The organism is Mesorhizobium sp. M4A.F.Ca.ET.022.05.2.1 (assembly GCF_003998845.1).
Classification (GTDB): Bacteria; Pseudomonadota; Alphaproteobacteria; order Rhizobiales; family Rhizobiaceae; genus Mesorhizobium.
In genome coordinates this window covers 1-12,503 of record NZ_RZOJ01000151.1, presented here as the reverse complement: position 1 = coordinate 12,503, position 12,503 = coordinate 1, and the positions used below count along the sequence as shown (strand labels likewise).

Sequence of the window (12,503 nt, the reverse complement as noted above, 5' to 3'; positions counted from 1 at the left end):
CATGATGATCATGGGCGCCGTCGGCGGCTTCGGCGCCGGCTATCTCACCGGTTCGCCCTGGATCGGCCTGCTCGCCGCGATCGCCGTGGGGGCGCTGTTCTCGCTGCTGTTTGCCGTCATGACGCTGTCGCTGGCCACCAACCAGGTGGCGACCGGCCTGTCGCTGACATTGCTCGGCCTCGGTCTCTCCGGCATGATGGGAACGAGTTTCGTCGGCCAGCCCGGCCAGCGCCTGCCCAATCTCGACATTCCCGGCCTGAGCTCGATCCCGGTCGTCGGCAAGCTCATCTTCGGCCAGGATCCGGTCTTCTACATCTCGATCGCGCTGACCGCCGCCGTCACGTGGTTCCTGTTCAGGACCCGCACCGGTCTGACGCTCCGCTCGATCGGCGACAGCCACTCTTCGGCGCATGCGCTGGGCATCCACGTCATCCGCTACCGCTATCTGGCGGTGATCTTCGGCGGCGCCTGCGCCGGTCTTGCGGGCGGACACCTGTCGCTGGTGTACACGCCGCAATGGGTGGAGAACATGACCGCGGGGCGCGGCTGGATCGCGCTGGCGCTGGTGGTGTTCGCCTCCTGGCGGCCGTGGCGGGTGCTGGCCGGCGCCTACATCTTCGGCGCGGTGTGGATCGGCCAGCTTCATGCACAGGCTTTTGGCATTCCGATACCGTCGCAGATGCTTTCTTCGCTGCCCTATCTGGCAACCGTCGTGGTTCTCGTTCTAATCTCGCGCAACAAGCGTCTGACGATGATGAACACGCCGGCTTCCTTGGGGCAGCCATTCGTTCCGGATCGTTGACAACAAACAAAAAGACGGGAAGCTCCAAGGCTTAACTCAGAGAGGTAACACGATGAAAAAATTGCTTATTGCCCTGATGACCACGACCGCGGCCATTTCGCTGGCGGCAACGGCCGAAGCCGCCGACAAGCTCAAGGCGTGCTGGGTCTATACGGGCCCGATCGGCGACTTCGGCTATTCCTACCAGCACGACCAGGGCCGCCTCGAGGTGGAGAAGGCGCTCGGCGACAAGGTCGAGACCGCTTATCTGGAGAACGTCTCGGAAGGCCCCGACGCCGACCGCGCCTTCGAGCGCCTGGCGCGCGAAGGCTGCAAGCTCATCTTCGGCACCTCCTTCGGCTTCATGGATGCCGAAGTGAAGGTGGCCAAGAAATTCCCGAAGGTGATGTTCGAGCACGCCACTGGCTACAAGACCGGCGACAATCTCGGCATCTACAATGCGCGCTTCTATGAAGGGCGCTACGTCCTCGGCCAGATCGCCGCCAAGGAATCGAAGGCCGGCGTCGCCGGCTACATCGTGTCCTTCCCGATCCCCGAAGTGGTGATGGGCATCAACTCCTTCATGCTCGGCGCGCAGTCGGTCAACCCGAACTTCAAGGCCAAGATCGTCTGGGTGAACTCGTGGTTCGATCCGGGCAAGGAAGCCGACGCCGCCAAGGCGCTGTTCGACCAGGGCGCAGACATCATCGTCCAGCACACCGATTCCACCGCCGCGCTGCAGGTGGCGGAGGAGCGCAAGCTGCACGGATTCGGCCAGTCCTCGGACATGATCAAGTTCGCGCCGAACGCGCAGCTCACCTCGCTTACCGACGAATGGGGGCCGTACTACATCAGCCGCGTCCAGGCTGCCATCGACGGCACCTGGAAGCCGGACAATGTATGGCTGGGCATCAAGGACGGCGCCGTCAAGCTTGCGCCGTTCACCAACATGCCCGACGACGTCAAGGCGATGGCCGAGGCGACCACCAAGAAGATCGCCGATGGCTGGAACCCCTTCACCGGGCCGATCGCCAAGCAGGACGGCTCGCCCTGGTTGAAGGACGGCGAAGTCGCAGACGACGGTACGCTGCTCGGCATGAATTTCTACGTCAAGGGCGTCGACGACAAGCTGCCGCAGTAAGCGACGGTCGGACATTGAAATGAAAGGCCGCCCTCGGGGCGGCCTTTCATTTGCCGCATATTTTGCGTCAGACCGCCGAGCCGTAGAGATCGTAGGCGTCGGCGCGATCGACCTTGACCGTAACGATGTCGCCGGCGCGCAGCGGACGGCGTGACTGGATGTGCACCGAGCCGTCGATCTCCGGTGCGTCATATTTGGTGCGGCCCTTGGCCGACATTCCGTGCGCCTCGTCGATCAGCACCGGCAGGCGCTTGCCGACCTTCTTGGCGAGCTGCGTGGCCGAGATCTTCTGCTGGCGCTGCATGAAGCGATGCCAGCGCGCTTCCTTGATCTCCTGCGGCACCTGCTCGAGGCCGAGATCGTTGGAGCGCGCCCCCTTGACCGGCTCGTATTTGAAACAGCCTGCGCGGTCGATCTTCGCCTCGTCCAGCCAGTCGAGCAGCATCTCGAAATCCTCATCCGTCTCGCCCGGAAAGCCGACGATGAAGGTGGAGCGGATGGCGAGATCCGGGCAAGTCTCGCGCCAGCCGCGGATGCGCTCAAGCGTCTTTTCGCCATGCGCTGGCCGGCGCATGTTCTTCAGCACCTGCGGCGAGGCATGCTGGAACGGGATGTCGAGATAGGGAAGGATCTTACCGTCCGCCATCAGCGGAATGACGTCGGCGACATGCGGGTAGGGATAGACATAGTGCATGCGGATCCAGATGCCGAGCTTGCCGAGCTCTTCGGCCAGGTCGAGGAATTTTGCCTTGACCTCGCGGTCGCCGAACATGCTGGTCTGGTACTTGATGTCTATGCCGTAGGCGCTGGTGTCCTGCGAGATGACGAGGATTTCCTTCACGCCAGCCTTGGCCAGCTTCTCGGCCTCGCGCAAAACGTCGGCCGCCGGTCGTGAGACGAGGTCGCCGCGCAGCGCTGGGATGATGCAGAAGGTGCAGCGGTTGTTGCAGCCTTCGGAGATCTTGAGATAGGCGTAGTGGCGCGGCGTGAGCTTCACGCCTTGCGGCGGCAGAAGGTCGATATAGGGATCGTGGCTGGGCGGGGCCGCCTCGTGCACCGCTGCCATGACGCTCTCATAGGCTTGCGGCCCGGTGATCGCCAGCACATTGGGGTGCTTCTCGCGGATGACCTCGGGCTCGGCGCCAAGGCAGCCGGTGACGATGACACGGCCATTCTCGGACAGCGCCGAGCCGATGGCGTTGAGCGACTCGTCGCGCGCGGAATCGAGGAAGCCGCAGGTGTTGACCACGACGAGATCGGCCCCGTCATGCTTGCGCGCGATCTCGTAGCCTTCCGCGCGCAGCCGCGTGATGATGCGCTCGGAATCGACGAGCGCCTTCGGGCATCCAAGACTGACGAAACTGACGCGAGGGGCAGACATAAGCTTTTCCGGGCTTTTCGGGATCGGCGGCGCAATACCACACTAATTGCGGCATTGGTATGGGCAACGGCTGCGGCGAAACACAACCGTCGTTGTTCCGCCTGCCGCTGGCGCCGATCGTCAACTTACCGCTGCATTGACATGCGGCCACACTTCCATCGCGCCCCGATAGACCATGTCGACTGCCACATAGAGGATGATCGCCAGGCCGATATAGGCAATCCAGCGATAGCGATGCAGCAGCCTGGCGATGAAGCTCGCGGCAAGGCCCATCAAGCCGATCGACAGCACGAGACCGATGACCAGCACCCAGAAATGATCGCGCGCCGCACCGGCGACCGCCAGCACGTTGTCGAGCGACATCGACACGTCGGCGACGACGATCTGCAGCGCCGCCTGGCCAAGCGTCTTGCGCGGCGCCTTGCCGGCGATCTTGCTGTCCCTGTCGAAGTCGGTATTGGACAGTGCCTCCGTCGCCTCCTCCTCGTCGGCATGAGAGGTGCGCAACTCGCGGTACATCTTCCAGCACACCCACAAGAGCAGGATGCCGCCGGCGAGCAGCAGGCCGACGATAGCCAACAGCTTGACGGTTACCGCGGCAAACAGGATGCGCAGCACGGTCGCTGCCAGCACGCCGATGAGGATCGCCCTCTTGCGCTGCTCGGTGGGCAGGCCGGCGGCCGCCAGCCCGATGACGATCGCATTGTCGCCGGCCAGCACAAGATCGATGGCAATGACCTGGAGAAGGGCGGTCAAGCTTGCGGCGCTGAAAATGTCCATCGGCTGGAGGCCCTTTGCTGTTCGCCGAGTGTCGGTCGTCGAATATCCAGACGCCCTAACGTGTATGGTTCGTGTGCGTCAAGTGACCGGCCGGAACAAGCGCGGCAAGCCGACTTTTTTCGACAGGCGAGTGATCGGTTCGGGTCAAAATGGCAGGTCGCCGACAGGCCGGCGCAAGTGCGTCGTGGCTCTAGTCGTAGAGATTGTACTTCGCCCAATCGGTTTCCGGGATCTCGTCGCCGATCCGGTAACGCAGCTGCAGGACCTGCATGTGGTCCGGCGCGGTCTGGCACTTGAACTTCAACCGATACCATTGCCCCTTGCTGCGGAAGGCCGCGCCCGGGCTCCGGATCGCGTCGGCGCTCATCTCCGGCGTAGCAAAGGCGTAGGCGACCACTCGGTCGGCCTTGTATTTGTGGTCGTCGTGGGTGATCCGATCGAGCACTTCCGCATCGCAGCGCTGTTCGAGCCGGGTCTGTGGATCGAGTTTCAGGAGGCCGGCGCGCAGCGCGTTGTCCATCGCATAGGCCGGCCATGCCAGCGTCAAGGACGCCAAAACCAAGAGGCAGAGCTTTTTCATCGGCGGGAGAAGCAGCATATTTTGTCTGAGAAATCAACCAGACCGCGGTCGGACGGCGGGCGTAGCCCTCACACGCTACTGCGGTATCTGGGCCTTTTTGCCTGTATGTGAGATGCGTCACATCGTCCAGGCTGGCGGTGCTGAAGAGTGTTTTCTCGATCCATGACGACGATACTGGAGGCGGCGATGCGCGCGACCATTTCGATCCTCGTTCTGGCGGCGTCGTTGATGCCTCCGGCCTCGCTTGCCGATCCGGTGCAATCGTCGGAAGACATCATCAAGTTTTTCGCCAGCACAGCCCAACTCGGCCAGTCGCGCGGAATATGCGTCGGCGCCGCAGACGAATGTGACGGCAAGGCGGACGCGCCGGCGCCGGCCGGCCTGGATATGCTGGTCAATTTCAATCTCGATTCCGCCGAACTCATGCCGGACGCCCGGGCCAAGCTTGGCGAATTTGCCAAGGCGCTGAAGGACAATCGCCTGAAGAGCCAGAACTTCGTCGTCGAAGGCTATACTGACGCCTCCGGCTCGCCCACCTACAACAGGGGACTTTCGGAACGCCGCGCCCAGTCGGTGACCGCATTCCTGCTGTCGAACGGCATCGAGCCATCGCGCATCACGTCCGTTGGCCTTGGCGCAACCCTTCCGCGGGTGGCCAATCCCTACGATCCGGTCAACCGCCGCGTCGAGATGCGCATGAACACCCAGTAGATCGCGTGATCTTGCTAGAACACGCCGCCGATGCCGATCCCACCGCTGATGTCGGGGGGCGGAGCGGCCGGACGCGAGGACTGCGGCTTCGAGGACCTTGCGGCCTTTCGGCTGGTCGCCGCCTTGCCGCGCGCAGGGGCGGCATCCGACGATATCCTGGCCGGCTTGGTCCTTTGCACGACGACCGGATCCTTGCACACGCGGCCCGACTGCAAGAACAGGTCGCCCAGCAGTTCGACGGTGGGTTCAGTCGTCGATGCCGTGCGCCGGGTGTTCTTGTAGTAGCTGGTGACGGCGCGGACGGAGCCCTTGCCCCAATTTCCGTCGACGCTCGTGCGGTAACAGCCCAGGCGACGCAGCTCTGTCTGGATGCTGCGCGCGAGATCGGTGGCCTTTTCCGGGTCCGGCTCGCCGGCCGACTTGCCGACGATCAGTGTTTCGAGGCCGGAGACTACGCTTTCCTTCGCGCCGTCGAGGCTGGCGACCTGCGTCCCGGCAGGCTTGGCCGAGGGATCCGACGGCGGTGTGATCTCGACCGACCGCAATGTCTGGCCGACGATGATCACCGCGGTCTGCAGGTCGTTGGAAGCAAGCTCGACCTGCAGCTTCTCCTTGGCGACCGGATCCGACAGGATGCGCGACAGGCTGGCGCTCAACTGGGTCGGATCGAGCACCTGCTGTTCGGTGAAGTAGAATTGCTCGCGCAGATTCGACTGATCCCACGGCACCTGACGACCGAGCGTGAGCGCCTCGGTCTCGTTGCGCACGCGTATCATCATGTCGGAAATGCTGAGCCCCGGGATTTCGATGTTCTGCAACAGGGCCGTGGTGAAGGGGCTGTTGTCGCCGGCTCCATCGACCGTGGTGTTGCCGGGCTGGGTCGCAAAGGCGACGAAAATGTTCTCGCCCACCTCGACCTGCGCGAGGCCATCGGCGGTGCTGGCACCTTCGCCCACCGGGTTGTTCCGGCAGGCGTCGAGGAAGATGAAGGTTTGCCGCTCACGGCTGGCAAATTTGGCGATCACATCATTGAGCCTGATCGCGCGCGCGGTCAGCTGCTCCAGGTTTTGCGCGTCGGGCGTGTCGACTGGCAAAAGATAGTTCTCGCCCTGAAGCTGGACGCCGTGGCCAGCGTAGAAAATGAGCACCGCGTTGGCGCCGGCAAGCTTGCCGGTGGCTTCCTGAAACAGCCTGGCAAATCCCTCCGCCGAAAGATCGGTGCCGGTGAGCACGTCGAAGTTCAGCCTTCTCAGGCTCTCGGAAAGTCTTCTGGCGTCGTTGTCGGCGTTGGCAAGGTGGGGGAGGCGTGCGCTTTGGTAGTTGGAATTGCCTATTACGATTGCCAGCCGCTTGGCGGGCTGGAGCGTCGGTTCTTCCACGGCGGCCGCCCAAACGCCTATCGGGCCGAGACATGAGAAGAGCAGAACCGCCACGATGCGCAGGAAGGGGCCACAGGTCATGACGCGAGCTCGTCTCAGTTGGCGACAGTCTTCGAGCAATCGAAGCGCTCCCCCCATTGACGCCTCTCGCGCGCCGAACCCGCATCTTCGAAGACCCAAAAATTTTACATCAGAACCCATCTCGAAGGAAGGGTGGCGCCGTAACCGGTCAAAGTGAGTTACTATGATCTTCGATCGATTTTCTGCTAGTATGTCGAAATCGTATCTGTGGGGGCCGGATCGTTGTTCTTGGAGAATTCAATCGCATAGCTTGCACCGACTGTTTGAGTAAAACTTTAAGTACGGGGACACGAAAATGAAAGCAGCGAATTGGCTTCTGCGCCTGTGCGCCGCGTGCGCGCTCTCGATTGGCGCAACATTGGTCTTCATGCCTTCGAAAGCCAATGCTTGCATCATTGAGGGCCTAGACGCCAACTGTTATCTTGGCGGAGTGGCCAACGGCGCGATTGTCGACACATCTCTGGACGCCCTTCACAACATTGTTGACGACATTGTCGAAGCGGATGTCGGTCCGGCCAAGGCAGCTCCGCCGGCACCAGCGCAGGCGGCGCCTTTTGGGGTTTTTGCTTCCGGCCAGCTTGCCCACACCGAACATGACGGCTTCAGGATTTCGAACAGCTTCGACACAATTGATGGACAACCTTTCGATGTCGATGAATTCTCCGCCGCCGTCAGCGTGGATTTCAATGCCGCCAAGCATTTCGGCTTCGACGATGAGCATGGGCTCAACATCGGCCTGTTTGGTGGCTATGCCTCCGCCGAGGTGGGTGTCGACGACCGCCGCTTTTCCAGCGGCGGCGATGCCACCAACAGAAGCGGGATGTTCGGCGGCTATGGACTCTATCGCCATGATACGAGTTATGCGCTGGTGGCGGCGTCCGCATTCCTCGGCAACACCGACGTCGAGAATGTGGACAGCGGCTCCGGCAACTTTGACACGCAGGGCTATGCGATCACCGGGTCTATTGGACGCATCTTCAAGCTCACCGACCGGGTCCGTTTCGATCTGCGCGGCGGCTTGCTGGGCGTCACCTTCACCGGCGACGGATATGAGGACAGCTCCGGCACTGACTACGGCAAGAGCCACCTGTCCTTCGGCGCGATCAAGTTCGAGCCCGGCATCTATGCCGATTTCCAGCTTGGCAACGGCATGGTGATCAGTCCCTACGCACGGGCCGATTTCCAGCAGCGTTTCGGCTACTCCAACACGGCCAGCGTCGAGGGTGAGGAAAGCGAATTCGAGGACGCGGACTTTTCCGTGGCGCTGTACTCCGGATTCAATCTGAAGATGACGGGATCGACCACGCTCAGCACCGAAATTCGCGGCAAGTGGTCCGCGGACAGTTCGACCGTCGCCGGCAAGCTGGGCCTGAAAATCGCCTTCTGAAGACAAGGTCGGCAACGCCGGTCGTGCTGCTGCGAACTGCCCCACGGTCGGCCGCTCTATCTTGGCTGTGCGTCCGTCAAGTTGAGGCTCCCTTGATACAGGTCGAGACGCTCGCGGTCTTCCTGCAACCATTCGATCGTTCGCTGCAAACCGGTTCGCAATGTCGTTTGCGCGGTCCAGCCCAATACCGTCGCTGCGTGTCGGGTCTCGGCCTGCCAGATATCCGTGTCCCAGCCTCGATCGGGCATGCTCTGCCAATGCGGTTCAGCCTCGCAGCCAGTCACGCCATGCACGAGAGCGACGATTTCTCCCAGCGTGGTTTGCCGACCGGTGCCGATGTTGAATATTGCCCCGGGATCCGCCAGCGGGCGACTTGCCGCGATGATCAAGGCGTCGATGACGTCTTCGACCCAGACGAAATCACGCGCCGTCTTGGGGTTCGCAAGCGGCGGCCATTTCCCGACCATCGCATGGAGGAGCAGTGACGGCACGAGGCGTCGCGGCTCTTCCCACGGCCCATAGACCGAATAGAGACGAAGTGTCGGAATGCGCATGCCGGATCGTCTGGCAAGATCGCGGCAGAACGCCGTCGCCGCCGCCTTCGAGATTGCGTAGGCCCCTTCGGGCTCAGCCGGTTCGTCCTCGGACGGGGCGTGTCTCTTGCGGCCATACTCCAGCGAGGTGCCGGTGTGCACGAAAGCCTCGACATTCGCCTTGAGCGAAGCAAGCGCCAGCGTGCGGGTGGCTTCGAGGTTCGTCTTCGCGATCCTGGCCGCATCGGTCTGCCACGAATAGGCGCCATGCGCGGCCAGATGGAACACGTGGCGCGGCCGCAGTCGATGCAGCAGCGCTTCCACGGCCGAAGCATCCGTCAGATCGATGACATGCATCGAGAGCCGCGGCTGTTCTGCAGGAACACGCCAGGTCGCGAAACCAGGTCGCAGCAGGAGATCGACTTGCCAGCCCAGCGACAGGAGCCGTCGGACCAGGCTCGCGCCGACAAAGCCGCTGCCGCCGGTCACAAGGGCTCGCTGCATCTCAGCCGGGCCGCATCCTGGCGAACTCGCCATAGTCGAACACATCGAGATACTGCCAGGCGGCCTCAGCGACTTTCGCATGCTCCTCGACCGAGAGTTCCGCGGCCGTCGCGCGATTGGCTTGCGGCGTGGCGTGGCGGATCGTTCCCCAGGGATAGACTTCACGCAGCGCCAGTCCATTCCATGTCGGCGCCGACAGCGCGGCGTGATCGTCGATGCCCAGAGCGGACAGAACCGGCGCGAGAGCCTTGCGCGCGTCGGACACGACATCTTCCAGCCTCACGATGTGCACCCGATCCGGATGACGATTGCGCGCGAGCAGGGCATGGTATTGGTTCAGGCACCAGGCCCGCAGATAGTCCGACAGGCGCATCGGAACCGGCCGCTTCTTCGTATCGGCGTAGGCGGAGAACGGATTGCGCACGACATGCAGCATGTGCGCGCCGGGCATCGCGGCGAGGATCGCCTCCGAGTCCACGGTGATGATCGGACTGTACCCGACATAGACCTTCTCGCGGCCGCTGCGGTTGTAATCCTTCCAGGCGTCGAATGTGGAGCGGAAGAAAGCAGCGACGTTGTTCGCCGTGCCGCGGCCGACGGCCTCCACATGCTTGATGTATCGAGCGCAACGCTCATCGTCGTTGAAGTCGAAGGCCGTGTCACGAAACTTGCTGACATGCGGTGTGCGCGCACGCACCTTGCATTCTTCGTCGATGATCAGTTTGTAGTCGTCCACGGGAGCCGCATCGAGCGGGAAGGCCGGCCAGCGGTACTTGACCGGGAACAGAGACGTCATCGCGTCGTTGACGAGGCGCGTTCCGATCTGGGACTCGAACGGATAGACGAACATCTCCGGATGCCCGTCGAGAAAGCGGTGCGTGGTGTTTCCGCCATTTTCGTACATGGCGCCAAGCATCAGCAAGCGAAACCCGTCGGTCATCAATTCCTCCGAACATCATTCCTGGAACCGGCTTGCCAGGCATAGAACAGCGTCTGTTCCGCGCCCGGCATCCGGCGAAAGCCGTCAAATGGAAGGCGATCGATCATCCGCGACGGGACGGCCTCGATCGCGAAGATCTGGTTGCCGGCCGGCCAGACCAGGCTGGCCACGACTCGCCCGCTTTTGATATCGACCGCATGCAGCCCGCAAACGCATCTGTCCGGTTCGAGCCCCGGTGCATAGGCACGAAAGCGCGGAATGATCCGCGATGTGCCAACGATCGCGAGATTGCCGATCGCGCACAGGCCCCTGGTCCAGCCCCGCAGGCGCGCGACGATCTCGACGCTGCCATCCTGTCCGCAGCTTACGACGCTGCCGAATCCGCTGTTGGCAACCCACAAGGCATCGCTGACGAAGCGGGGGGAGTGCGGACGGGTCAATCCACGCGTCATCGGCAATCGCGTCGCGCCGCTGAAGATGACGCCGCGCCCTTCCACGGCAAATTCGATCTGGCCAGGTCGAGCGCCGACGAGATCGTCCTTGGATGCCGTGAAGCAGCTTTCGGCCAGACTCTTTCCGGCCGCGATGCCATTGAGCTGCAAATGATTGAGGCCAAAATCCGCTCCCGCGTCCCCCTCGATGCATGACGGCCACCATACACGCTGGCTGCCACCGAGCGCCGGGAATGCGACAATGGCGTTTTCACCAACAGCACTGCCATGCAGCTCAGGGCCGATCATCGCCAGATCGTGGAGATATGTGCTGCCCGGCAGGAAGCGGGCACCCGCGGGCATGAGCACGTTTCCGGCAATGCCCTTCGATGTGAGATCCCTGCGTGGCAGAAGCCCGTCCGCAGCCCGCAGCGTGTACAAGACATTCGGATTGCGTGTGCTTGCGACATGGACTTCCCCCCGTGCCGCGTCGAAGGCAATGCCCGACGGGTGCGGCAGCCTGAGGTAGCTCACCTGGGGTGATCCCGAGGCCATCGAGAGCGCCAGCAGGAGATGCTCGTATTCGCGGCTGACCAGCAAGGTGACGCCGGCCTCGGCGAGACTCTGCCACCATGGCCCCGTCACCTCGACTTCAAGCAGACTGCTGTCGATCGCTCCCGCGTCCTGCCACTGCGCCACGACGCTGGCCGGGTCACGCCAGGCTTGATGGTCGGCCTGGAAGGCGTCGTTCCCGTCGCTCAACTTTGCAACCTCATTCGCAGCGCGCCGCGATAGAGCCGCATGGCCGTGCGCCATCCGGTTGTCGAGCGACCGCCGTGTCTAGGGCCGGATGCCATGCCGAAGGGGGTGATCGCGTATCCATGGCGGCGACAGATTATGCAGAATTCGAGATCGATCAGATCGTCATCGCGCTGCAGATCCAGGAGCGCCTCGAAGCGGCGATGGAACAGTTTCGGCGTGCCGTTGATATCGCGCAGCCGCAGCCCGAAAAGCAGCCTCGCCTCGAGATTGTACAACTGCGATCCAAGCGCGCGAAGCCACGCCCGGCCCTGCTTCCGTTCGGCCTTGAGGACGCGGTCCGGCCGGCTTATGCCGGCATCCAGCGCCCGGCGCAGATCAGCTCCCGCCGTACGCGCCGAATTCGTATAGCATAGAAATTCTCCCCGGGCGGCCGCCAGGCCTGTCCTGACCGCGCGGCCCCAGCCCGCATTGTCGGCTCTCAATGTGCGCACATTGGGATAGCGGATTGCCAGCTCCGCACAGAGCGCGGCGCTGTCGTCACGCGATCCATTCTCGACGAGGATAATTTCCCACGTCACCGAAAGGCTGCGGAGAGTTGCATGATATTCCTCTATAACGGTGACGACATGGTCGGCCTGGTTATGGATGGGAAGGATGATCGACACTGTCGGGTTCATGGCAACTCAACAAATGCAGTTCCCGGGCGGCAGACGCAATCTGGTCGGCGCTCAATCCACTGCGTTCCATCAGCCAGGTCGCACTGCCGCCGCGGCCTGCGCCGGGCTGGGTTGCCGCGAGGCGGCGGAAAGGCCTCGCCAATCCGGCTTCCGCGAGAACCTCCGCCACCAAAGAACCCAGTCCTCCCGTCTGCTGGTGCGCCTCGACCGTCAGGACGGCGCTGGCATCGGCCAATGCGGTTCCCAGGTCCGCCAGCGGCGCAGGCGCAAGGCAGGGGAGGGACAACACCGTCGCCTGCACGCCGCCGCTTGCCAGCGTCTCGGCAGCGGTCATAGTTTCCGCAGCCAGAGCACCCGTTGAAATGAGCAGCACGTCGGCGCCTCGACGCATGGTCTGAGCCCGCCCGAGTTCAAATCGACCGCCAGAGATCTGTC

Annotated in this window: 13 protein-coding genes; 4 read left to right on the top strand and 9 right to left on the bottom strand. The window is 62.9% G+C overall.

The window, feature by feature from the left end; all coding sequences use genetic code 11:
• Positions 1-802 (top strand): ABC transporter permease (locus EN745_RS17665; protein WP_145992058.1); only part of this gene is annotated, 802 nt, incomplete at its 5' end.
• 52 nt (positions 803-854) lie between these two features.
• A complete protein-coding gene (locus tag EN745_RS17660; protein WP_126054544.1) occupies positions 855-1,922 on the top strand; it encodes a BMP family ABC transporter substrate-binding protein in 1,068 nt (355 codons plus the stop codon).
• Positions 1,923-1,989: 67 nt separating this feature from the next.
• On the opposite strand, the gene rimO is transcribed toward EN745_RS17660, so the two are convergent.
• The 3 genes from rimO to EN745_RS17645 form a co-directional block, all read right to left on the bottom strand.
• Positions 1,990-3,303, bottom strand: coding sequence for a 30S ribosomal protein S12 methylthiotransferase RimO (gene rimO / locus EN745_RS17655; RefSeq protein ID WP_126054545.1), 1,314 nt, complete (start codon positions 3,301-3,303; stop codon positions 1,990-1,992).
• A 120-nt stretch (positions 3,304-3,423) separates the two neighbouring features.
• Positions 3,424-4,083, bottom strand: coding sequence for a TerC family protein (locus EN745_RS17650; protein ID WP_126054546.1), 660 nt, complete (start codon positions 4,081-4,083; stop codon positions 3,424-3,426).
• 190 nt (positions 4,084-4,273) lie between these two features.
• Positions 4,274-4,681, bottom strand: a complete 408-nt coding sequence (locus tag EN745_RS17645) for a DUF930 domain-containing protein (RefSeq protein WP_127406290.1) — start codon at positions 4,679-4,681, stop codon at positions 4,274-4,276.
• 168 nt (positions 4,682-4,849) lie between these two features.
• Here EN745_RS17645 and EN745_RS17640 point away from each other — a divergent pair, with 168 nt between their 5' ends.
• Positions 4,850-5,374, top strand: a complete 525-nt coding sequence (locus EN745_RS17640) for an OmpA family protein (protein ID WP_126054548.1) — start codon at positions 4,850-4,852, stop codon at positions 5,372-5,374.
• A gap of 14 nt (positions 5,375-5,388) precedes the next feature.
• Here the strand turns inward: EN745_RS17640 and EN745_RS17635 are convergent, their stop codons facing one another.
• A complete protein-coding gene (locus EN745_RS17635; protein ID WP_126054549.1) occupies positions 5,389-6,834 on the bottom strand; it encodes a caspase family protein in 1,446 nt (481 codons plus the stop codon).
• A 295-nt stretch (positions 6,835-7,129) separates the two neighbouring features.
• Between EN745_RS17635 and EN745_RS17630 the strand changes: the two genes are divergently transcribed.
• A complete protein-coding gene (locus EN745_RS17630) occupies positions 7,130-8,221 on the top strand; it encodes an autotransporter outer membrane beta-barrel domain-containing protein (protein ID WP_127421870.1) in 1,092 nt (363 codons plus the stop codon).
• Between the two features lie 56 nt (positions 8,222-8,277).
• On the opposite strand, the gene EN745_RS17625 is transcribed toward EN745_RS17630, so the two are convergent.
• From EN745_RS17625 to EN745_RS17605, 5 genes are all read right to left on the bottom strand, one after another.
• Positions 8,278-9,243 (bottom strand): NAD-dependent epimerase/dehydratase family protein, encoded by a 966-nt coding sequence (locus tag EN745_RS17625; RefSeq protein WP_189347538.1) that lies wholly within the window; start codon positions 9,241-9,243, stop codon positions 8,278-8,280.
• A gap of 16 nt (positions 9,244-9,259) precedes the next feature.
• Positions 9,260-10,198, bottom strand: coding sequence for a sulfotransferase (locus tag EN745_RS17620; RefSeq protein WP_127421871.1), 939 nt, complete (start codon positions 10,196-10,198; stop codon positions 9,260-9,262).
• Positions 10,198-11,391: a DUF4915 domain-containing protein gene (locus EN745_RS17615; RefSeq protein WP_189347540.1), complete on the bottom strand. Its 1,194-nt coding sequence runs from the start codon at positions 11,389-11,391 to the stop codon at positions 10,198-10,200. The genes EN745_RS17620 and EN745_RS17615 overlap by 1 nt, the downstream gene beginning before the upstream one ends.
• Positions 11,388-12,068 (bottom strand): glycosyltransferase family 2 protein, encoded by a 681-nt coding sequence (locus tag EN745_RS17610; protein WP_126054554.1) that lies wholly within the window; start codon positions 12,066-12,068, stop codon positions 11,388-11,390. Before EN745_RS17610 ends, EN745_RS17615 begins: the two co-directional genes overlap by 4 nt.
• On the bottom strand, positions 12,031-12,503 hold a 473-nt coding region (locus EN745_RS17605; RefSeq protein ID WP_281034780.1), incomplete at its 5' end, for a transketolase C-terminal domain-containing protein. The genes EN745_RS17605 and EN745_RS17610, both read right to left, overlap by 38 nt.